This is a genomic window from Sphingomonas mangrovi (assembly GCF_047975845.1).
Taxonomy (GTDB): Bacteria; Pseudomonadota; Alphaproteobacteria; order Sphingomonadales; family Sphingomonadaceae; genus Sphingomonas.
Genome location: NZ_JBIUCZ010000009.1, coordinates 1 through 21,038 on the forward strand (window position 1 = coordinate 1; position 21,038 = coordinate 21,038).

The window sequence follows — 21,038 nt, forward strand, 5'->3', positions numbered from 1 at the left end:
CGGACGGCGTGCGTGGTCGTGGCGCTCCCGTGACGTAGCTGTCCCATACGGCTTCCTTCCATTCCAACGAAAGGATCGCACCATCAAACCGTGGGATCAAACACCTAGGGGCGACGTTCAAGTCTCCCGCTACTGTCTCGACAAGCTCGACGGCTCGCTGAGACGGACGAACGTGAAGATCGAGCGTATCAAGCCGGAGCTTGGCAAGCGGACGACGGAGGAGGCTCCGAAGCGGCCGGTCCGCCTTCGAACGGCCGAACCAGCGCCTGGCCGCAGATTAGCGGCGCGCGGAACCGTAGAGAATCGCGATGCTCGCTACAGCCAGCGGCGCCCAGAAGTTGACTAGGCCGACCAAACTCAACACGTCGAACCGCTCACGGCAACCGGTCGGGTTCATTCCACACCCTAGGGGGACCAGATAGAAGAACCAGATGAACGTGGCGATCACGAGCAGGATGCCGAATATCAGCGCGAGCGTCTTCATATCTTCTACGTCCACCAGAAGCCCGGGATCGTCCAGTCCTGGTGGTCAGAGGGCGACAGGCAAGGTCCGCCATGCATCGCCGCCTGGATAGATGGCTCATCTGAACGTTCAAGCGAGGCGCCGTGAACCTCGGCTCTCGAGCGCGTAGCTGCCGCTCCCGTTTGCGGGTGTGCAATATGCTCCGGCTCCAAGCCACGGGCACCCGCCATTGCCGCCCTAATCTCCCGCCTCCGCAGGAGCAGGGATGGTTGGCGGGAGACGTGCCGCCCTACGGCTGCGTCGCGAGCAAGTAGGTCTGGCGCAACGTGTCGATCGGCTGGAGGCGCCCTTCGCTCTCGTGGTGCCAGAAGGTCCAACCGTTGCACGAGGGGGCGCCTTGGACGCTGGCGCCCAGCTTGTGGATCGATCCGGACTCCGCGCCGATCGCCAGCGATCCGTCGGCGCGGACCACCGCCTGGAAGCGGCGCTTGGCGTCGGTCAGCACCAGCCCCGGCGCGATCATGCCGTTTTCCACCAGCGTTCCGAAGGCGACGCGCGGCGCGCCCTTGGGTGCCTGCATCGTGCGCAGCGACGATTCGTCGAGCGGCAGCGCCTCGGCGATGCGCTGGGTGGCGGCGTCGATGTAGACGCCCTCGCGGTCGATGCCGATCCAGCGTCGGCCCAGCCGCTTGGCGACGGCGCCGGTGGTGCCGGTGCCGAAGAACGGGTCGAGCACCACGTCGCCCGGATGCGTCGCCGCCAGCAGTACGCGGTAGAGCAGCGCCTCGGGCTTCTGGGTCGGGTGGACCTTGTGCCCGTCCTTCTTCAGCCGCTCCTGCCCGCCGCAGATCGGGAACTCCCAGTCGGAGCGCATCTGCAACTCGTCGTTGAGCGTCTTCATGCTGCGGTAGTTGAAGGTGTACTTCGCCTTCTCGCCCATCGACGCCCAGATCAGCGTCTCGTGCGCGTTGGTGAAGCGGGTGCCGCGGAAGTTCGGCATCGGGTTGGCCTTGCGCCAGACGATGTCGTTGAGGATCCAGAAGCCCAGGTCCTGGATCGCAGCGCCCACGCGGAAGATGTTGTGGTAGCTGCCGATCACCCAGATCGTGCCGTCCGGCTTCAGGATGCGGCGCGCTTCGGCCAGCCAGTCGCGGGTGAAGCGGTCGTAGCTCGCGAACGAATCGAACTTGTCCCATGCGTCGGTGACGGCGTCGACATGGCTGCCGTCGGGCCGCGCCAGATCGCCGCCGAGCTGGAGGTTGTAGGGAGGGTCGGCAAAGATCATGTCGACCGACGCGGTCGGCAGCGCGCGCATGTGCGCGATGCAGTCGCCCTGGAGGATGGTGTCGAGCGGCAATGCCGCGCGCGGTTCGCTCGCCGTCTTCGGCGTCCGCGCCCGCACCTTCTCCAGCACCCCCATCGATTCACGTCCCCTTGTTGCTGCCCGCATTCCTGCGGATCGCGGGACTCGGGTCAAGCAGGCATTTGTTAACCCGATTCCACTCGGATTCCCGTGGGATCGGCGACCGCCGCAGCAAAGTGGAAGATGTTGAGTCTGGGTCCGGCGCCGGGCCCCACCACTGGTGGGTGTGGCGCAAAGGACTCAGCCGGCGGTTTCCAGCGGCAACCAGGCCTGCGCGACCGGCGCGAACGAGCGGCGGTGCAGCGGCGTCGGCCCCAGCGCCTTCAGCGCGTCGAGGTGCACGCGCGCCGAATAGCCTTTGTTGGAGGCCCAGCCATAGCCGGGGTGGTGTGCGTCGGCCTCAATCATGATCGCGTCGCGATGATGCTTGGCGACGATCGAGGCGGCGGCGATCGACAGGCAGAGCGCATCGCCGCCGACCAGCGCGCGCGACGGGTGCGGCCAGTCCGGGCAGCGGTTGCCGTCGACCAGCACCATCCCCGGCGCGAAGCCGAGCGCATCGACCGCGCGGTGCATCGCCAGCATCGTCGCCCACAGGATGTTGATGTCGTCGATCTCCTCGACGCTGGCGATGCCGATGCCGACCTTGGCGCAGGCGAGGATCTCCGCGCACAGCCGTTCGCGGCGGAGCGCCGTGAGCGCCTTGGAATCGTCGATGCCATCGGGGATGCAGTCGGGATCGAGCACCACCGCCGCGGCGACAACCGGGCCGGCGAGCGGGCCGCGGCCCGCCTCGTCCACACCGGCGACGGGGCCGGGGTGCAGGCGTTCGTGCGAATAGTCAGGCATCGGCGATGCGCCATGGCGGAAAGCGCCGCATCTCGCCAGCCTGATAAAGGCAGACCGGGTTGCCGGCGGGATCGACCAGCCGCGCCTCGCGCCAGCCCCAGGGCTGCTCGACTGGCTCCTGGGTGAAGGTGACGCCCTGCTGGCGCAGGTAGCGCACCGCGATGTCGAGGTCGCCGACCTCGAAATAGACGGTCGGGCGCTCGATCCCCTCCAGCTCGATCGAGAAGGTCGCGCCGCCGTCGCTCTCGAACCGCGCGTAGCGGCGGCTGGAGCGGACGATCTGGCGCAGCCCGAGCAGGCGATAGAAGCGCTCGCTTGCGGCAAGGTCGGTGGCGGGCACCGTCACCTGGTTGAGCATCGGCGACCAGCGGCTGGCGTTGAGGTCGAGCCGCACGCCCTGTTGCGCCATCGGGCCGTGGCCGTCGCCCAGCGGCTCGGCGCCCAGCATCGCGATCCGCACGAAGCGGCGGGCACGCGCCACCGCCTCGGCGAGGTTCCACTCGCCCGCCAGGCCGCTGGCGATCGCGGTCGACAGTGTGCAGCCGGTGCCGTGGGTCGCGGCGGTGTCGATGCGCGGGTCCGCCCATTCGACCACCGGCGGTCCGCCGCGGTCCGCCGGGTAGAGCCGGTCGACCACGGTGGGCCCGTCGTCGTGCCCGCCCTTCACCAGCACCGCGCAGCCATGTGCGGCGGCAAGCGCGCGCGCCGCCTGTGCGCGGGGCTCAACGTCGGGTAGCGGGCGCTCGGCGAGCGCTTCCAACTCCGGGAAGTTAGGCGTCACCAGCGTCGCGCGGTCCATCAGCCGCTCGAACGCCGCGATGGTGGCGGCGTCGGCAAGCCGCGCGCCGCTGCTCGCGACCATGACCGGATCGAGCACCACCGGCACGCCCGGCAGCTGTTCGAGCCGTTCGGCGACCGCGAGCGCGGTCCGCGCCGATCCGATCATGCCGATCTTCACCGCGTCGACACCGATGTCCGACACCACCGAATCGATCTGCGCGAGCACCATGTCGGTCGGGATCGGGTGGACGCCATCGACGCCAAGCGTGTTCTGGGCGGTGATCGCGGTGATCGCGGTCAGCCCGTGACCGCCGAGCATGGTGACGGTCTTGAGGTCGGCCTGGATGCCGGCGCCGCCGCCCGAATCGGAGCCGGCGACGATCAGGATGCGGGGGATGCTCATGCGCGGTGCCGCCGTTCGGTGGAGGCCGGGTGGGCCGTCAGCGCCTTGCCGACCCGCGCCGGGCGATCGAGCAGTTCGCCGCCGCAGTTCGGGCAATGCTCGTCGAGGGCGTCTGCACATTCCGCGCAGAAGGTGCATTCGAGCGAGCAGAGGAACGCCCCGCCCTCGTCGGCCGGCAGGTCGGTGCCGCAGCGTTCGCAGTCGGGGCGCATCTCCAGCATCAGGCGGCCGCCTTCTGCACGGCGTCGCAGATGCGGGCGACCACCGCCTCGACCTGGGCGCGGTCGTCGCCCTCGGCCATCACCCGGATCACCGGCTCGGTCCCCGACGGGCGGATCACCAGCCGGCCGCTTTCGGCGAGTTCGGCTTCGGCCGCGGCGATCGTGTCCGTGACCCGCGGGTCCTCCAGCGGCTTGCCGCCCGAGAAGCGGACGTTGCGCAGCAGCTGCGGCAACGGATCGAAGCGGTGCAGCACTTCGCTGGCGGGTGCGCCGGCGCGGCAGACCTCGGCCAGCACCTGGAGGGCGGCGACCAGCCCGTCGCCGGTGGTCGCATAGTCGGACAGGATGATGTGCCCCGACTGCTCGCCGCCGACGTTGTAGCCCGACGCGCGCATCTTCTCGAGCACGTAGCGGTCGCCGACCTTGGTGCGCACCATCCCCAGCCCCTGGGCGGCGAGGTGGCGTTCGAGGCCGAGGTTGGACATGACGGTCGTGACCAGCCCGCCGCCCTTCAACCGGCCCTGGCGCGCCCAGCCGGCGGCGATCGTCGCCATCAGCTGGTCGCCGTCGACCACGCGGCCGGTCTCGTCGACGACGATCAGCCGGTCGGCGTCGCCGTCGAGCGCGATGCCGATCGCGGCGCCCGACGCGACCACCGTCTCGCTGAGCAGCCCCGGAGCGGTCGAGCCGACGCCGTCGTTGATGTTCTTGCCATTGGGAGTGACGCCGATCGCGATCACCTCGGCGCCGAGCTCCCACAATGCGGAGGGCGCGACCTGATAGGCGGCGCCGTTGGCGCAATCGATCACCACCTTCAGCCCGTCGAGCCGGAGTTCCTCGGGAAAGGTCGACTTGGCGAAGTGGATGTAGCGGCCGCGGGCGTCCTCGACGCGGCGGGCGCGGCCGATCTCGGCTGCGGACGACAGCGGGAAATCGCCGTCGATCAGCGCCTCGATCGCCTTTTCGTCGGCGTCGGAAAGCTTGAACCCGTCGGGGCCGAACAGCTTGATGCCGTTGTCGGTATAGGGGTTGTGGCTGGCGGAGATCATCACGCCCAGATCGGCGCGCATCGAATGGGTCAGCATCGCCACCGCCGGCGTCGGCATCGGCCCGACCAGCACCACGTCCATGCCGACCGAGGTGAACCCCGCGACCATCGCGTTCTCGAGCATATAGCCCGACAGTCGCGTGTCCTTGCCGATCACCACGCGATGGCGATGGTCGCCGCGGCGGAAGTGCGCGCCGGCCGCCATGCCGACCTTCATCGCCATCTCGGCGGTCATCGCGCCGCGGTTGGTCTCGCCACGGATGCCGTCGGTGCCAAAATATTTTCTTGTCATCGGCTCAGCTGCCTTCAGGTTGTGCCACTGTCGGTCGGCGTGGATAGCGCGCGTTTTGGCGAAGGGCGAGCATGTCGCAAGCGGCGCGTATTCTGGTGGGGCTGGTTGCCGGGTTGGGGCTGGGGGTGATGCTGGCGTCGCAGGCGCCCGCCAGCGCGATCGCGGGGATCGCCTGGGCCGAGCCGGTCGGCACCGCCTGGCTCAACGCGCTGCGCATGACGATCGTGCCGCTGGTGGTGGCGCTGCTCGTCACCGGAGTCGCCCAGACCGCGGAGGCCGCCCGCGCCGGACGGATCGCCACGCGATCGATCCTGCTGTTCGTCGCGATCCTGTGGACGTCCTCGGCGCTAGGCGCGTTCGTCACCCTGGGGCTGCTCGACTGGTTTCCGCTGCCGGACGCCGCGGCCGGTGCGCTGCGCGCGACCTTCGGCCAGGCCGGTCCGGTCGCCGAGGTGCCGCCGTTCACCGAGTTCCTGGTCGCGATCGTTCCCACCAACCCGATAGCGGCGGCCGCCAAGGACGAGTTCCTGCCGCTGATCCTGTTCACGCTCGTGTTCGCCTTCGCGCTCACCCGGCTGGCCGGCGAGCCGCGCCAGCTGCTGGTGCGGCTGTTCCAGGGGCTGGCCGACACGATGTTGATCGTGATCGGCTGGGTGCTGTGGCTGGGGCCGGTCGGCGTGTTCGCGCTCGGCTATGTCGTCGGCGCGCGGGCCGGCACCGCCGCGTTCGGGGCGCTGGTCCATTATGTGCTGATCGTGATGGCGGTAGGCATGGTGGTGTGGCTGCTCGCCTATCCGCTGGCGCGGATCGGTGGCCGCGTCGGGCTCGCCCGCTTCCTGCGTGCGACCGCGCCGGCGCAGGCGGTGGCGATCAGCACCCAGTCGTCGCTCGCCTCGCTGCCGGCGATGCTGCGCGGATCGGAGGAGGCGGGCGTGCCCGTCGCGACCTCTGGCGTGGTGCTGCCGATGGCGGTGGCGCTGTTCCGCGCCACCGGCCCGGCAATGAACGTCGCGGTCGCGGTCTATGTCGCACACGTCTTCGGCGTGCAGCTGGGTGCGGGGCAGATCGCCGCAGGCATTGCCGCCGGCGCGATCACGACGATGGGCGCGGCGAGCCTACCCGGCCAGATCAGCTTCGTCTCCTCGATCGCGCCGATCGGCATCGCGATGGGCGTGCCGGTCGAACCGCTCGCGCTGCTCGTCGCGGTGGAGACCTTCCCCGACCTGGTCCGCACGCTCGGCAACGTGACGATGAACCTGGCGGTGACCAGCGTGGTATCGGAACGCGTCGCGGGCGGTGCCGTGCGGACCGAGTCGGACGCGCTGCTGGCCGGGGAGGCGGGGGCGCAGGTTCGCTAGAGCACGGACCAGTTCATCCTTCCCGTGCTCCCGCGAAGGCGGGAGCCCAGGGTTTCTCCATGCTCGCCTGCTTTGCTCTGCTTGGCCCTGGATCCCCGCCTTCGCGGGGATACGACAGCATGGCAGGCAATTGCCCGCCTCAGCGCATCAGCACCAGTTCCTCGGCCATGCTCGGGTGCAGCGCCACCGTCTGGTCGAACGCATCCTTGGTGAGCCCCGCCTTCACCGCGATCGCGGCGGCCTGCAGGATCTCGGGCGCTTCCGGGCCGATCATGTGGAGGCCGACGACGCGCTCGGTCTCGCTGTCGCAGATCATCTTGTAGAGCGCGCGCTCGTTGCGGCCGGCGAGCACGTTCTTCATCGGGCGGAAGTCCGACTGGTAGACCTTGACCGAACCCAGCTTGGTCTTGGCCTGGCCCTCGGTCATGCCGACGCCCGCCATCGGCGGATGGCTGAACACGGCGGAGGGCACGTTCTCGTAATCGACGCGGTGCGGCTTGTCGCCGAAGACGGTGTCGGCGAACGCCTGGCCCTCGCGGATCGCCACCGGGGTCAGCTGCATGCGGTTGGTGACGTCGCCCACCGCATAGATGCTGTCGCAGCTCGACTTGCTGTCCTCGTCGACCTGGATCGCGCCCTTCTCGTCGAGCTCGACACCTGCGCTCTCCAGCCCCAGGCCGTCGGTGTTGGGGACCCGGCCGGTCGCGAACATCACGCAGTCGACGGTGATCGGCTCGTGGTTCGACATCTTGACGGTCAGGCAGCCGTCCTCGTTCTTCTCGATCCCCTCGAACTCGGCGTGGAAACGGAAGTCGATGCCCTTGAGCATCGAGATCTGGAGCAGCCGGTCGCGGATCGTCTCGTCATAACCGCGCAGGATCACGTCGGTGCGGTTGATGAGCGTGACCTTGCTGCCGAACTCGTTGAAGATGCCCGCGAACTCGTTGGCGATATAGCCGGCGCCCGCGATCAGGATGCGCTCGGGCACCTTGTCGAGATGGAACGCCTCGTTGGAGGTGATGCCCAGCTCGTGGCCCGGGCAGGCGGGGACGGCAGGGCGGGCGCCGACCGCGATCAGGATATTGCCGGCGGTGACGGTACGGCCCGAGGCGAGCGTCACCGCGTGCGGGCCGGAGACGGTGGCGCGTTCCTCGAGGATCTCGACGCCGTGGTTGGTCAGCGTGGCGCTATACGCCTTGTTGAGCCGGTCGACCTCGGCGAGCACGTTGTCGCGCAGCCGCGGCCAGCTGAACTCGCACGGGTCGGGCACGTCCCAGCCGAACTGCTTGGCGTCACGCAGGTCCTCGGCGAAGTGCGCGCCGTAGATCAGCAGCTTCTTGGGGACGCAGCCGCGGATCACGCAGGTGCCGCCGACGCGATACTCCTCCGCAATCGCGACCCGCGCGCCGTGCGCGGCCGACACGCGCGCCGCGCGCACGCCGCCCGAACCGGCGCCGATGACGAAGAGGTCGTAGTCGTAGTCTGCCATGATGCTCGCCTGCTGGGATGGTTGTGCCCGCGATCCCGGGCATGGCTCTTCAACGCCCGACCGGCGCGCGAGTGGCATGGCCCCCCGCGCGCCGGTCCGGCGCAGGTCAGCCGGCCAGGCCGGCGCGGCGCAGCAGGTCGGTGGTCGACGGGTCGAACGCCTGCCCGCCCCTGTCGGCGGCCTTGGCCATTTCCTTGCCGAGCTCGACGCCGAACTGGTCGAACGGATTGATGCCCAGCAGCGCCGCGTTCACGAAGGTGCGGTGCTCGTAGAAGGCGATCAGCGCGCCCAGCGTGCGGGCGTCGACCCGATCGAGCAGCAGCGTCGAGGACGGACGGTCGCCGGGATAGGCGCGTGCCGCGTCGTCGTTGCCGCGCCCCGCCATCAGCGCCGCGCCCTGCGCCAGCGCGTTGAGCAGCAGCTGGCGGTGGTGCGCCTCGTTCAGCACGTCGCCCGGCTCGATCGCCGCCACGAACTCGACCGGCACCAGATGCGTCCCCTGGTGGAGCAGCTGGAACACCGCGTGCTGCGCGTCGGTGCCGACGCCGCCCCAGGTGATCGGTGCAGTCGCGCGGGTGACGGGCGTGCCGTCGGCGGTCACGCGCTTGCCGTTCGACTCCATCTCCAGCTGCTGAAGATAGGCCGGCAGCAGCCGCAGCCGCTCGTCATAGGCGAAGGTCGCGCGCGTCTCCGCCTTGCGCACCTGCGTATAGTAGAGGTCGGCGAAGGCGGCGAGCACCGGCGCGTTGCGCAGCGGTTCCGAGAGGCGGAAATGGCGGTCCATCTCGGCCGCGCCTTCCAGCAGCTCCTCGAATACGTCCCAGCCGAGGCCGATGGCAGCGGGGAAGCCGATCGACGACCACAGCGAATAGCGGCCGCCGACGCTTTCGGAGAAGGGCAGGACGCGGGTTTCGTCCACGCCCCAGGCGATCGCCTGCTCGGGATTGGCCGTCAGCGCGATCACGCGGCCATAGGGGTCCTCGACGCCGTTCTCGGTCATCCAGCCGATCGCGCTCTCGGCGTTGAGCATCGTCTCGGTGGTGGTGAAGGTCTTCGATGCGATCACCAGCAGCGTGGCGGTCGGATCGAAATCCTCGATCGCTTCCTCCAGCGCGACGCCGTCGACGTTGGAGACGATCGCCACGTCGTAGCGGTCCGAGTCGCGGCCGAGCGCGTCGACCAGCAGGTCGGGGCCCAGCGCCGAGCCGCCGATGCCGATGTGCAGCACATGGCGGATCGGCCCCAGCGCCTCCGCCTCGATCGCATCGATCAGCGCGCGGGTGCGGGCGTGGAAGCCGCGTGCCTCGGCGACGCTGTCGGGATTGCCCTCGCCGCGCTGGGTGGTGTGCTCGGCGGCGCGTCCCTCGGTGACGTTGACCGTGTCGCCCGCGAACAGCGCGTCGCGCCGTGCGATCAGCCCCGCCTGCTCGGCGAGCTCGGCGAACGCCTTGAGCGCGGCTGTGTCGAGATGGGTTTTCGACCAGTCGAAGTGGATCCCCGCGACGTCGAGCGTCAGCGCGTCGAGCCGGTTCGGCTCGGCCTCGAACAGCTCGGTCAGCGGCTTGGGCGCGAGCGCCTCCACGGCCTGCCAGGCGGTGTCCGTCATGCGTAATCTCCTTCAAGCCGTGTTCGTGCCGCGACCTAGCGCGGCACAGGGCGCTCGGCTACTCCCCACCGGCGCCGATACGCCCCGGCTTGACGCGGGGAAGCGGCGCCCGCACAGCAGGCGCATGGCCAGCAACTCCGCCGCCCGTCGCCCGCGCTCCGAACTGCGCGAGACGGTGCTGTTCTTCGTGAAGCTCGCGATCTTCGTGTTCGTGATCCGCAGCTTCTTCTTCTCGCCGTTCAACATCCCGTCGGGGTCGATGCTCCCGCGGCTGCTGATCGGCGACTATCTGTTCATCACCAAGTGGAACTACGGCTATTCGCGGCACAGCCTGCCGTGGAGCCTGCCGCTGATTCCGGGGCGCATCTTCCCGAGCACCCCCGATCGCGGCGATGTGGTGGTGTTCAAGGCGCCGCCGACGGCCGAGGACAATTGGATCAAGCGCGTCATCGGCCTGCCCGGCGACCGGGTGCAGATGCAGCGCGGCCAGCTGTTCCTGAACGGCAAGCCGATCGCCAAGCAGCGCATCGGCGACTTCGTGGTTCCGGTGACGCCGAACTTCGGCTGTCCGTTCCAGTTCCAGGACGACGATGCGGAAGGCAAGCCGATCTGCCGCTATCAGCAGTTCGAAGAGACGCTGCCCAACGGCAAGCGCTACCGCGTGCTCGATCAGGGCACCACGGCCGCCGACGACACCGGCGTCTACACCGTTCCCGCCGGGCACGTGTTCCTGATGGGCGACAACCGCGACGACAGCGCCGACAGCCGCTTTCCGGCGATGCCGAACCAGGGCATCGGCTTCGTGCCGATGGAGAATCTGGAGGGCAAGGCGGTGGTCACCTTCTGGTCGACCGACGGCAGCGCCCAGTGGCTGCTCCCCTGGACCTGGGTGAGCGCGGCGCGGTTCGAGCGCATCGGGGAAGGCTTCTGAGCACCGTTCCGCTCGGCCGCTGGATCGCGGCGACCTTCGGCCGCGATACGCTGCCGCTCCCCCGGTTCGAGCGGGCGCTGACCCACGGCAGCCACGCCGGCGAAAGCTACGAGCGGCTCGAGTTCCTCGGCGACCGCGTGCTGGGGCTGCTGATGGCGGAATGGCTGTTCGAGCGCTTTCCCGACGAGCCGGAGGGCAAGCTGTCGCGCCGCATCAACGCGCTGGTGACCGGCGCGGTGTGCGCCGAACTCGCGCGGGAACTGGGCGTGGTGTCGTATCTCAAGCTGGGCAAGCAGGCGCGCGACGACGGCGCTGCGCAGAGCGACAACGTGCTGGGCGACGTGATGGAGGCGCTGATCGGCGCCTTCTATCTGGAGAGCGGGCTGGACGCGACGCGCGGCTTCGTTCGCCGCGCCTGGGCCGATCGCATCGAGACCCAGCTGCGTGCGCCCAAGCATCCCAAGTCGGCGCTGCAGGAATGGGCCGCCGCGCACGACCGGCGCGCGCCCGAATACACCGTGGTCGACCGTTCCGGTCCCGGCCATGCCCCCCGCTTCACCGTCAAGGTCGCGATCGGCAAGCTCGCCGAGGCGACCGCGCAGGGCACCTCCAAGCAGGAGGCGGAAACCGCCGCCGCCAAGGCGCTGCTGCGCGAGCTGGAGCGGTAATCGATGTTGGTAGGTAATCCGTCCGTCCTGAGGTGCCATTGAGCGAAGTCGAATTGGCGTATCGAAGAATGCTTCGGTACGGGTCGTCGACAAGCGCAGCCGCCACTCCGCACGAACGGTTCTACTGAACATGCACCTGCTCTAGGCAGCCGTTTGACCGGCACATGCCGCACCCCCAATTTCCTTCTCTTTCGTCAGGCTTGCACATGATCCCATCCAACCAACGCTGTGGTCTCGTCGCCGTTGTCGGCGCCCCGAATGCGGGCAAGTCGACGCTGGTCAACGCGATGGTCGGCCAGAAGGTCGCGATCACCAGCGCCAAGGCGCAGACCACGCGCACCCGGCTGATGGGGATCGCGATCGAGGGCGATTCGCAGCTGCTGCTGGTCGACACGCCCGGCATCTTCGACCCGCGCCGTCGCCTCGACCGGGCGATGGTCGCCGCCGCGTGGGAAGGCGCCGAGGGGGCCGATGCGATCGCCTTCGTGGTCGACGGCAAGGGTGGGCTGGGATCCAAGGTCACCGACATCGCCGAGCGGCTCGCGCATCGCCGCGAGCCCAAGCTCCTGATCCTCAACAAGGTCGACATCGCCGACAAGCCGCGGCTGCTCACCCACGCCGCGCGCCTGAACGAGCAGCTCGGTTTCGACGAGACCTTCTTCGTGAGCGCGCAGACCGGCGACGGCGTGGCCGAGCTCAAGACGGCGCTCGCGGCGCGCATGCCCGAGGGGCCGTGGCACTTCCCCGAGGATCAGGTGTCGGACGCCACCGACCGGATGCTCGCTGCCGAGGTGACCCGCGAGCAGCTCTACCACCAGCTCCACGCCGAGTTGCCCTATGCGAGCGCGGTCGACACTGAGCTCTACAAGGAGCGCGAGGACGGATCGGTCGAGATCCACCAGCAGATCCTGGTCGGGCGCGAAAGCCAGCGTGCGATCGTACTCGGCAAGGGCGGTACGCGGATCAAGGAAATCGGCGCCAGGGCGCGCGCCGAACTCCAGACGCTGATGGGCGTGCGCGTCCACCTCTACCTCCATGTGAAGGTCAAGCCGGACTGGGAGGAAGACCGCACGCTCTACCGCGACATCGGTCTCGACTGGGTCGAGTAGCGGGGCGGGTGTCCGCAGCCTTCGCGGTCGGGCATCGTCGCTTTGCTGGAGGCTCCGTCGCCGCGACGAAGATTCTCGTCCCGGGGCGCAACTCGATCCGCTCCGGCGAGTTTTACAAGTTGGGCGCCCTTGCCGCATCGCTGCAACAGAATAGCTGTGTGCGCGGCTGGCAGCGAAATTAGCGCTTGCTGCCGCAAACACTTCAAACTTTGCTCGCCATGATATAGGGCGGCCGCCTCTTCGAAGGGAGATTAATCTATGATCGGTAAGTTCCTCACTGCCATTGCTGCGACCACGCTGGTCGCGGCTCCGGTCGCCGCGTCGGCGAATCCGGCTGCAAGCCTGTCGGTCGCCAAGAGCGCCCGCGCTTCGACCTCGAGCGACAAGTCCAGCGACCTCGCCGGCGTCGGCACGCTGCCGCTCGTCCTCGTTGCAGGCATCGCGGCGATCGGCATCATCGCGATCGTCAACGAGAGCGACGACGACGACTTCCCCGACAGCAACTAATCGCTGTCGGCGGTGGGCCTACGAGGTAGGTCTTTCGTCCGAAACGGAGAAGGAGGGCCGAAAGGCCCTCCTTTTTTGTTCGTAGCCATTTGAAAAACGTCACAGATTTCCGCATAGCAGCCAAGCCGGTCGTCGCATGGGGGCATCCATGAACGCGCGAGCGGGATCGGTTCGTCTACGTTGAACGGTGACATGGAAACGCGCATTCTCATCGCCCTCGGGCTCATCGCCGCGACCGCAGTAATCGGCTCGATCTGGAGCCTGGTCGCGTTGCAACGCCGCCGCCGGCAGCGCCTTCGGCGCCGGGGAATCAAGACATACGGACACTAGGATTGCATCGGTCGTCCTACCGGGCCGAGGTGGTGTTGCAGTGCGGCAACATGAGGCGGCTCTTGAATCTCCGCCATGGAACCCGCCGGCAAGATGTGGCGTAATGCCCGTGGCCGTGAGTGTCCCGCACTAGCGATTCGGGGAGCCGTGGTCGGCTCAACAATGAGGAGGGCAATATGCGCTCGACGAAGATGTTTCTCGCCACCGTTGCGGCTCTGGGCCTCAGCGCAATGCCGGTCGTTGCACAGGCCGCTCCGGCGGCTGCGGCAAGCAAGCTGTCGGTCGCCAAGAGCGTCCGCGCCGACACTGCATCGAAGGGCAGCAATCTTGCCGGCGTCGGCATCCTGCCGGCCGTGCTGGCTGCTGCGATCGTGATCGGCGGCATCGTGATTGCGGTCGATGGTGACGACGACGATACGCCCGACAGCAACTGATCGGCCAATCCGGAACTGTAAGGCGGGCGCTCCGATAGGGGCGCCCGCTTTCGTTTGAGCGGCGCCATGCCGAATGGGCATTAGCGCCGCTTGACGAGAAGACGCTGCCAACTGCCGTCGAGTGGACGGTTGCGCTCGTCCAGAATCGCTGGCCGCGCCGGGCGTGCCGTTCCCAAGTCGGCGATCGCCTTCTCGATCGTCGCCAGACGATCCTGCCACGCCGGATGCGAACGACTGCGGAGGATGCCGCCGGCATAGCTAGGGCCGAAGCGGCGCCAGAACCGCACCGCGACATTGGGGTCGTAGCCGGCGTTGGCGAGCAGCGACACCGACAGGATATCGGCTTCCAGTTCGGTCTGACGGAAATAGCGGACGTTGCGACCGAACCCCGACATCATGCCATACTCGACACCTTGGGCTTCCAATCGCCGGCGGTGATTGAGAATGTTGTGGGAAAGTTCGTGCGCGACCGCCGCCGCGACCAGCTCCTCGGGATATTCCTCGAAGAAGCGGCTGCCGATCTGCACCATCTCGCCATCGGCCTTGGCGGTGAACTGGGATCCGATCGCGACCTCGAACCGCGTGCGGCAGGCAGGTACCGGCGTGACGCTGCGAACGAAATCCGCGCCATCTCGACGGCCACGCAACTCGACCGTTTGGGCCGGGGGCAAGGCGGCGACCTGCGCCGCCACCTTAATCGCGGCGGCGGTGTTCGCCTCCGCCGCGGAATCGACCGAGGCGAATCGTTGGGGTCCGATGGCGAGCAGCGTGTCGTTGGCCTGGATGCCGGCACGCGCCGCCGGTGCGTCGGGAATCACCGCTTCGACGCCCACGGGACCGTCGAAGCGAAAATACCGGATCGCTTCCTCGCGCAGCGCCTTCGAATATTGAGTCGGCGTGTGGAGGAGCAGTCCAAGTCCGGGCTCCAGCCGATCGCATAGCGGTGCGTTGGCGCTGGCGAGGCGATAGCCGATCCGCCCGAGCGCGGTGTCGACTTTGCGAATCGCTTCGAACGTCGCCTCGTCGGCCGAGGCCGGGGCGGCGGCCGTGACCAGCGCTAGTGCAGCCAGGATCGTCCGAAGGCTCCGGCTGCGGTGCAGGCGTGCGAAGGGCCGGCGCTTGCGCCCGGCGCTTGCAACGCGGTGGCGATGCACCATTTGTCGACATTCCATGTTCATGGCAGGTGGCGTACCGCTCTCCCGATGATTGCGAAACTCTTCTCTCGGCGATCGAAGAATGCCGCGCGCTCGCCGCAGGTGCCCGAGGGCCGCCGGCTCTATGCGATCGGCGACATCCACGGCCGCCTCGACCTTCTTGAGGGTCTGCTCGACCAAATACGGGCGGACGAGGCGGCGCGGGGCGGCCTGCAGGGCGAACTGATCTTTCTGGGCGATGTCATCGATCGCGGACCGCAGTCGGCGCAGGTGATCGACCGGCTGATTGCACTTCGCGATGAACGGCCGCAGACACGCTTCCTGCTCGGCAACCATGAGGAAGTGTTCCTCACTACCCTCGGGGGGGATGGCAAGGCGCTTCGGTTCTTCAATCGGATCGGCGGTGCGGAGACGATCCTCAGCTACGGCATTTCTCCAGAGGCCTATGCCGTCGCCGGGTTTGACGAGCTTGCTGAACTGCTCGATGCGGCAGTGCCGGCCTCGCATCGTAGCTTCCTCGGATCATTCGAGAACATGATCGTCGAAGGCGATTACGTGTTCGTCCATGCCGGCGTCCGGCCGGGCGTGGCGCTCGACGCGCAGCGGCCGAGCGACCTGCGTTGGATCCGCGAGGAATTCCTTCAGCCGGGGCCTGCCTGCGACAAGGTGGTGGTGCATGGGCACACCATCGTCGAAGAGGTGGTGCAGATGCCGCATCGCATTGGCCTCGATACCGGTGCCTATCGGTTCGGCACGCTCACGGCGATGGGATTCGAAGGCGGCGACCGGTGGGTGCTGCAGGAACATCGGCCGTGCGATGCTGTGGCGGCATGATCACGCCTCGGTTCATCAAACGGTAACCTGTTGAAGTCGGTGCAGCTTCCAAGATGCAGCCAGGCAACACTTCGTCGAAAAGCTGATGACGCACCGCGTCAAAGCGCTTGTCTACGGCGACGGCCGTTGCTATCAGGCCGACCGTTCGAGTTTAACAAGGGAGCAGAAGTTATGCGTTTGAGCAAGCTGCTTGTTGCCGTGGCTGCATCGTCTCTGATGGCTGCTCCGGCGATGGCGAATCCGGCGACGTCGCTTTCGGTCGCGAAGGCTTCGACCGCGAAGACCTCGACCTCGGCCAAGAACGCCAACGAGCTGGCCGGTGGCGGCATCGTGATCGGCGTTCTCGCCGCTGCCGCGATCATCGCCGGCATCGTGGTGGTTGCCGACAACGACGACGACGCGCCCGACAGCAACTGAGCTGTCGCGATCAGTCGAGAAAATGGCGGTCCTCGGGCCGCCATTTTTTTTGCCTGGACGGTTGGCAGCTTTTCCGGGTTGCAAAGGCCGAGGGCGCGCCGCGTTCGCGACGCGCCGCGGCCGGACTACCGACGGTCGCGAATCGCCATCGGTCGCAGCCGAACCGCAAGGCTGAGCACCAGCGGCCAGAACAGCGTGTTGGCGATGTCCGAATAGGTGTCGGCGGGGCGCCAGCCGTAGACCATATAGTCGAGGATCTCGTTCGCGGCTTCCGCAGCCACCACGAATGCGAATGGGATGAAGCTGCCCAGCGAGCGGCCGCTGACCAGTCGCACCAGCAGCAGCACGGCCAGGCCCGCGTGGATATGCAGGATCGAATCGGGCAGCCCGGTGCCGTCCCCGATCCACAGGATGATGTCGTGGTAATAATGGGCGAAGCGCATCCGTCGGCCAGACACGGGTTCGACGCTTGGCACAAGCCGCTTCGTCGCACCCGTTCAGCGGATCGGCGCGAATAGTATCCCACTGAATGAGCGTGCGGTACCGAACGTCTATAAACCGGCTTGAAGCGACGGCGGGCTGCGACTAGCTGCTTGCTGCGATGCAACAAACGCTTGAGCGAGCCCGTTCCACCCCCGTGAGCGATACCGAAGAAGACCTCCGCGCCAGCACCAGCGACATTCTGCGCTTCGCGATGATGCAGCGCATCTGCGTGTCGGTGGTGTACAACAACATGGACATGCTGCTCGCGCCGCACATGCTGTGGACCAAGCACGGCGACCTGCACGTCGACGCGGTGACGGTCGAACGTGCCGGCGGCGCGCCCAAGGTCGCCAAGCTGGGAACGTTCAAGCTCGCCGGGCTGAACAACGTCGCGCTCACCTCGCGGCTGTTCACCCCCTTTCCCGAGTTCGACGCCACCGACGCGAAATACGCCGAGGCACCGGTCGCGCACATCGCCGCCTGATCCGATTCGCCGCCGCTCTGGCTTGCCGGCAGCCGCGGCTTTCTGCCATTAGCCGCCCTCACGCGATCATGTGGCGCTCTGTGCCCGGCTGGTATCGGGCAGAGGCGGGATCTGGGCGGAGCGAATGGCAAACATCGGTATCTACGGGCGGCTGGGCCGCATGGGACAGGCGATCGCGGCCGCGATTCCCGAGTTCGGCGCCACCTACGCCGGCGGCACCGACGCGGCCGAGGATCCGGTCGCGCTCGCGCAGCGCTGCGACGTGCTGGTCGACTTCTCGGCAGCGGTGGCGGTCGATTCGCATCTGGCGGCCGCGCGCGCCGCGGGCACGCCGATCCTGATCGGCACGACCGGCCTGTCGCGCGCCCAGCACGCGCGTATCGACGAGGCGGCCGGCGACATCGCGGTTCTCCAGACTGGCAACACGTCGCTCGGCATCGCCCTGCTGTCGCGACTCGTGCGCGAGGCGGCCGAGCGGCTCGGCCCCGATTGGGACTGCGAGATCGTCGAGGCGCACCATCGCAGCAAGGTCGACGCCCCGTCGGGCACGGCGCTGATGCTGGGCGAATCGGCGGCCGCCGGCATGGGCGCGGCGATGTCCGATGTGGCGGTCGTCGGACGTGCGGGGCTCGTCGGCGCGCGGGCGGCGGGAACGATCGGCTTCGCGGCCATTCGCGGCGGCCGCATCGTCGGCGACCATCAGGTGATCTTCGCAGGCGAGGGCGAGCGAATCGAACTCGGCCACCGTGCCGACGATCGCGCGATCTTCGCGCGCGGCGCGATCCGGGCGGCGCAGTGGCTCGTCGGCCAGGCGCCCGGCCGCTACGGCATGGACGCGGTGCTGGGGCTTTGAAGCGCGCCGATGTCGTCGACTTCTACGCGCGGCTGGCAGAGGCGAACCCCCATCCCGAGACCGAGCTCGAATCGGTCAACGACTATACGCTGCTGGTGGCGGTGGCGCTCTCCGCCCAAGCGACCGACGCCGGCGTCAACAAGGCGACCCGCCGGCTGTTCGCGGAGGTCGACACGCCGGAAAAGATGGTCGCGCTCGGCGAAGACGGGCTGAAGCAGCACATCAAGACGATCGGCCTGTTCAACACCAAGGCGAAGAACGTGATCGCGCTGTCGCACGCCCTGATCGCCGATCATGGCGGGCAGGTTCCGGCGGACCGGGACGCGCTGGAAAAGCTGCCGGGCGTCGGACGCAAGACCGCCAATGTCGTGATGAACGTCGCGTTCGGCGCGGAGACCTTTGCGGTCGACACCCACATCTTCCGCGTGGGCAACCGCACCGGGTTGGCCCGCGGCAAGACGCCGCTGGCGGTGGAAAAGGTACTCGACCGGGTGACGCCGCAGCCGTTCCGGCTGCACGCGCACCACTGGCTGATCCTGCACGGCCGCTACGTCTGCAAGGCGCGGACGCCCGAATGCTGGCACTGCATCGTTGCGGACCTGTGCGCCTTCAAGCCCAAAACGCCGGCGCCCAAACGCGCGAAGGCCGCGACGGCGGCCTAGAGGGAGCCCCTCGCAGCTGCCGGCGCGAAGCCGGCAGCCGGGGCTCTCCCAAGCCGTTTAGAAGCTGTACGCCAGGCCCAGCGTACCCAGCCACTGGTCGCGGTCGCCCGCGATCCTGGTGACGGGGCTGTCGGCGAAATCGTTGAGCATGCGGCGATAGACGACGCCGCCGAACGCCTGGAGACCGTGGCGCAGGTCGCCGGTCAGCGACTTCGCGCCGACGGCACCCAGCGTCCAGTTCTTCCACCCGCCACGCGCGTTGTAGACGGGCAGGCCGCTGTCCAGGCTCTGCTCGGGGGTGATGCCGAAATAGCTGCGCGCATAGCCGCGCTCGGCACGCTCGGCGGAGGCGAAGACGCTCACGACCGAGGTGGTGCTGAGCGGCGTCATGTAGCTGACGGTGGGCGTGAAGATGCCCGCCGAATGCGCGCCGCTCACCCCCGTGCGGTAGCTGACCGAGGCGGAAACGCGGTCGAACTCGCTGGTGAGGACGCCGGTCTTGGCGATGCCCAGATAGCCGCCGAGCTCGATCGCCGCGTCGCGCTTGCCCAGCGCCTTGATGCGATCGTCGTCGATACCCTTGGTGCTGGCGCGGTTGAGGTTGAGCACGGCGACGGGGCCGGCCTGGAAATCGATGCCCGGGCCGTAGTTGTCGGGCACCAGGTCCACGCTCAGCCGGTTGCCCGCGAGCATGAAATTGAACCCCGAAACCCGGCCGATCGCGCCGGGAACGGGCGACACGCTGTAGTCGTCGGAACCCTCGTAATCCGGCAGGAGCGCCGCGCCGAGGCCGACGAGGACGAAATCGCCGCCGTCGTCGGTGTTGCGGATGGTGGACGGATCGCCGCCATCCTGCGCCAGCGCCGGAGCGGCGCCGACGGCGGCGATGGAAAGGGCGAGGGCGGCGGAAGCGGTGCGGAAGAACGTGCGCAAGGACGTTTGCCTTTATGGAATGTTGCTGAAGCGTAACGCCGCGATCCGGGCTTGGCTCCCGCGGTTCGCCTCAAAACAAATAACGCATCCGCACCTGTTGCCGATCGGCATCACCTGCCAGTGCGAAGCGCGCGGCGGCGAAGCGCGGCGGGCCGAAACCGATCCGCGGATTCTGCGAAAAACCGAAGCCCTCGCGCGGAATTCCGGCAAGCGTGTCGAGCTTGCCGTTGCCGTTCTCGTCGTGGATCGCCGACAGCGCATAGCCGCCGGGGGGGAGCCCCTCGATCCGGACGGTGCGTTCGCCGGCGGGCACCGAGCGGGTGACCGCGCGCGCGTCGTCGACGCAGCCGGGGAAGTTGGCGGGATCGGCGGTGAGGCACAGCCGGATCAGCCCCTTGGTGGAGCGCAGGTCGGTCAGCGTGACCTCAAGCGCCGTGGTCGGCGTCGCTCCCGTCAGCAGCACCAGCGCCACTGCGCCCGCGCCCAACCGCATCGCTGTCGCGCGTGCGTGCATGTGGCCTTCCCCCGAAGCTGCCCAGTCCGTCGTCGGTGCCGCATAGCCGGTCCCAGAAGCGGAAATACAGGCCGAAATTGCAGCCGTAGCGCTGGTGGTGGCGCTGATGGTGGCTGGCGGTGATCAGCCAGCCGCCCAGCGGCCCGGCCCACAGCGCGCGGGGAAACACCTCCCACCCCATGTGGTTGGTGACGCCCATCACCGTCATCACCGTCAGCACCACCGCCAGCGCGCCGATGTGGATCGGGATCAGGAACACCAGCAGCGGAATGACGAAGGCGCCGGTCAGCGCCTCGATCGGGTGGAATGCCATCGCTGCCCAGGCGGTCGGCGGACGGCTGGCGTGGTGGACCGCATGGGCGACGCGGAACACGCGCGGCCGGTGCATCCAGCGGTGGCTCCAGTAGAACCAGGTGTCGTGCAGGAACAGATAAACCAGCACCGACAGCGGCAGCCACCACAGCGGCCGATCGTGAACGTCGGCGTAGATTCGCGTCCAGCCGCGGTTCTGCCATCCCCAGGCGACGATTCCGGCGGGAATGCCGTAGATCGCGGCCGAGATCAGGCTCCAGCGGATCTCGCGGACGATCTGCCGGTCGAGTCCCTGATAGAGGCCCGGCTGGCGCAACCGCGTCGCCAGCGCGAACCCGCCCGAGGCGAGCAGGTAGCGCACGCCGACGATCGCCGTCATCGCAAGCGCGGACAGGAGGATGGCGAGCGCAACCGACATGTATTCAGCCTTAGGCGGGTTTGCCGCCGGTTTGAACTGTTCTCGCGGTCGCCCCCCACGCGTCACCCCGGCGCAGGCTGGGGTCTCGGGCGGGCGCGCGCCGCAGGAGCCGCGGGAGATCCC

At 68.2% G+C, this 21,038-nt stretch carries 24 protein-coding genes; 11 read left to right on the forward strand and 13 right to left on the reverse strand.

Annotation, left to right across the window (positions count from 1 at the left end):
- Positions 1-277: 277 nt before the first annotated feature.
- The 6 genes from ACBY01_RS06305 to glmM all read right to left on the reverse strand — a co-directional run bounded on the left by ACBY01_RS06305 (position 278) and on the right by glmM (position 5,419).
- Entirely contained in the window at positions 278-484 is a 207-nt protein-coding gene (locus tag ACBY01_RS06305) for a hypothetical protein (RefSeq protein ID WP_416459939.1), read from the reverse strand.
- Between the two features lie 268 nt (positions 485-752).
- Positions 753-1,883, reverse strand: coding sequence for a site-specific DNA-methyltransferase (locus ACBY01_RS06310; protein WP_416459940.1), 1,131 nt, complete (start codon positions 1,881-1,883; stop codon positions 753-755).
- Positions 1,884-2,066: 183 nt separating this feature from the next.
- Positions 2,067-2,675, reverse strand: coding sequence for a ribonuclease HII (locus ACBY01_RS06315; RefSeq protein ID WP_416459941.1), 609 nt, complete (start codon positions 2,673-2,675; stop codon positions 2,067-2,069).
- The gene (gene thiD, locus ACBY01_RS06320) at positions 2,668-3,858 is read right to left on the reverse strand and encodes a bifunctional hydroxymethylpyrimidine kinase/phosphomethylpyrimidine kinase (protein WP_416459942.1); all 1,191 of its coding nucleotides are present in this window, start codon (positions 3,856-3,858) and stop codon (positions 2,668-2,670) included. The genes ACBY01_RS06315 and thiD overlap by 8 nt, the downstream gene beginning before the upstream one ends.
- Positions 3,855-4,079 (reverse strand): DUF1272 domain-containing protein, encoded by a 225-nt coding sequence (locus tag ACBY01_RS06325; protein WP_416459943.1) that lies wholly within the window; start codon positions 4,077-4,079, stop codon positions 3,855-3,857. Before ACBY01_RS06325 ends, thiD begins: the two co-directional genes overlap by 4 nt.
- Positions 4,079-5,419, reverse strand: coding sequence for a phosphoglucosamine mutase (gene glmM, locus ACBY01_RS06330; RefSeq protein WP_416459944.1), 1,341 nt, complete (start codon positions 5,417-5,419; stop codon positions 4,079-4,081). The genes ACBY01_RS06325 and glmM overlap by 1 nt, the downstream gene beginning before the upstream one ends.
- 71 nt (positions 5,420-5,490) lie before the next feature.
- On the opposite strand from glmM, the gene ACBY01_RS06335 reads away from it, so the two are divergent.
- Entirely contained in the window at positions 5,491-6,777 is a 1,287-nt protein-coding gene (locus ACBY01_RS06335) for a dicarboxylate/amino acid:cation symporter (RefSeq protein WP_416459945.1), read from the forward strand.
- A 139-nt stretch (positions 6,778-6,916) separates the two neighbouring features.
- Here the strand turns inward: ACBY01_RS06335 and gor are convergent, their stop codons facing one another.
- On the reverse strand, positions 6,917-8,266 hold the full coding sequence (gene gor, locus ACBY01_RS06340) for a glutathione-disulfide reductase (RefSeq protein ID WP_416459946.1): 1,350 nt from the start codon (positions 8,264-8,266) through the stop codon (positions 6,917-6,919).
- Positions 8,267-8,372: 106 nt separating this feature from the next.
- On the reverse strand, positions 8,373-9,872 hold the full coding sequence (gene pgi, locus ACBY01_RS06345; protein ID WP_416459947.1) for a glucose-6-phosphate isomerase: 1,500 nt from the start codon (positions 9,870-9,872) through the stop codon (positions 8,373-8,375).
- Positions 9,873-9,996: 124 nt separating this feature from the next.
- Here pgi and lepB point away from each other — a divergent pair, with 124 nt between their 5' ends.
- From lepB to ACBY01_RS06370, 5 genes are all read left to right on the forward strand, one after another.
- Positions 9,997-10,803: a signal peptidase I gene (gene lepB, locus ACBY01_RS06350; protein WP_416459948.1), complete on the forward strand. Its 807-nt coding sequence runs from the start codon at positions 9,997-9,999 to the stop codon at positions 10,801-10,803.
- On the forward strand, positions 10,758-11,471 hold the full coding sequence (gene rnc / locus ACBY01_RS06355; RefSeq protein ID WP_416460047.1) for a ribonuclease III: 714 nt from the start codon (positions 10,758-10,760) through the stop codon (positions 11,469-11,471). The genes lepB and rnc overlap by 46 nt, the downstream gene beginning before the upstream one ends.
- Positions 11,472-11,677: 206 nt before the next feature.
- Positions 11,678-12,580, forward strand: a complete 903-nt coding sequence (gene era / locus ACBY01_RS06360; RefSeq protein WP_416459949.1) for a GTPase Era — start codon at positions 11,678-11,680, stop codon at positions 12,578-12,580.
- A 258-nt stretch (positions 12,581-12,838) separates the two neighbouring features.
- On the forward strand, positions 12,839-13,087 hold the full coding sequence (locus tag ACBY01_RS06365) for a hypothetical protein (protein ID WP_416459950.1): 249 nt from the start codon (positions 12,839-12,841) through the stop codon (positions 13,085-13,087).
- Positions 13,088-13,593: 506 nt separating this feature from the next.
- The gene (locus ACBY01_RS06370; protein WP_416459951.1) at positions 13,594-13,851 is read left to right on the forward strand and encodes a hypothetical protein; all 258 of its coding nucleotides are present in this window, start codon (positions 13,594-13,596) and stop codon (positions 13,849-13,851) included.
- A gap of 80 nt (positions 13,852-13,931) precedes the next feature.
- Here ACBY01_RS06370 and ACBY01_RS06375 read toward each other — a convergent pair whose 3' ends face one another.
- Positions 13,932-15,149: a M48 family metalloprotease gene (locus ACBY01_RS06375; RefSeq protein WP_416459952.1), complete on the reverse strand. Its 1,218-nt coding sequence runs from the start codon at positions 15,147-15,149 to the stop codon at positions 13,932-13,934.
- On the opposite strand from ACBY01_RS06375, the gene ACBY01_RS06380 reads away from it, so the two are divergent.
- Together ACBY01_RS06380 and ACBY01_RS06385 are read left to right on the forward strand one after the other, a co-directional pair.
- On the forward strand, positions 15,054-15,839 hold the full coding sequence (locus ACBY01_RS06380; RefSeq protein ID WP_416459953.1) for a metallophosphoesterase family protein: 786 nt from the start codon (positions 15,054-15,056) through the stop codon (positions 15,837-15,839). The genes ACBY01_RS06375 and ACBY01_RS06380 overlap by 96 nt on opposite strands.
- Positions 15,840-16,010: 171 nt before the next feature.
- Entirely contained in the window at positions 16,011-16,256 is a 246-nt protein-coding gene (locus tag ACBY01_RS06385) for a hypothetical protein (protein WP_416459954.1), read from the forward strand.
- A gap of 125 nt (positions 16,257-16,381) precedes the next feature.
- Here ACBY01_RS06385 and ACBY01_RS06390 read toward each other — a convergent pair whose 3' ends face one another.
- The gene (locus ACBY01_RS06390; RefSeq protein ID WP_416459955.1) at positions 16,382-16,714 is read right to left on the reverse strand and encodes a hypothetical protein; all 333 of its coding nucleotides are present in this window, start codon (positions 16,712-16,714) and stop codon (positions 16,382-16,384) included.
- Positions 16,715-16,893: 179 nt separating this feature from the next.
- Between ACBY01_RS06390 and ACBY01_RS06395 the strand changes: the two genes are divergently transcribed.
- The 3 genes from ACBY01_RS06395 to nth all read left to right on the forward strand — a co-directional run bounded on the left by ACBY01_RS06395 (position 16,894) and on the right by nth (position 18,738).
- Positions 16,894-17,223, forward strand: a complete 330-nt coding sequence (locus ACBY01_RS06395) for a hypothetical protein (protein WP_416459956.1) — start codon at positions 16,894-16,896, stop codon at positions 17,221-17,223.
- 124 nt (positions 17,224-17,347) lie between these two features.
- Positions 17,348-18,076, forward strand: coding sequence for a 4-hydroxy-tetrahydrodipicolinate reductase (gene dapB / locus ACBY01_RS06400; RefSeq protein WP_416459957.1), 729 nt, complete (start codon positions 17,348-17,350; stop codon positions 18,074-18,076).
- Positions 18,073-18,738: an endonuclease III gene (gene nth / locus ACBY01_RS06405; RefSeq protein WP_416459958.1), complete on the forward strand. Its 666-nt coding sequence runs from the start codon at positions 18,073-18,075 to the stop codon at positions 18,736-18,738. Before dapB ends, nth begins: the two co-directional genes overlap by 4 nt.
- Before the next feature lie 57 nt (positions 18,739-18,795).
- On the opposite strand, the gene ACBY01_RS06410 is transcribed toward nth, so the two are convergent.
- From ACBY01_RS06410 to ACBY01_RS06420, 3 genes are all read right to left on the reverse strand, one after another.
- Positions 18,796-19,671 carry a MipA/OmpV family protein gene (locus ACBY01_RS06410; RefSeq protein WP_416459959.1) on the reverse strand — a complete coding sequence of 292 codons (876 nt, stop codon included), beginning with the start codon at positions 19,669-19,671 and terminating at the stop codon, positions 18,796-18,798.
- Between the two features lie 70 nt (positions 19,672-19,741).
- Positions 19,742-20,164, reverse strand: coding sequence for a DUF2141 domain-containing protein (locus ACBY01_RS06415; RefSeq protein WP_416460048.1), 423 nt, complete (start codon positions 20,162-20,164; stop codon positions 19,742-19,744).
- Entirely contained in the window at positions 20,097-20,915 is an 819-nt protein-coding gene (locus ACBY01_RS06420; RefSeq protein WP_416459960.1) for a sterol desaturase family protein, read from the reverse strand. The genes ACBY01_RS06415 and ACBY01_RS06420 overlap by 68 nt, the downstream gene beginning before the upstream one ends.
- Positions 20,916-21,038 lie beyond the last annotated feature (123 nt).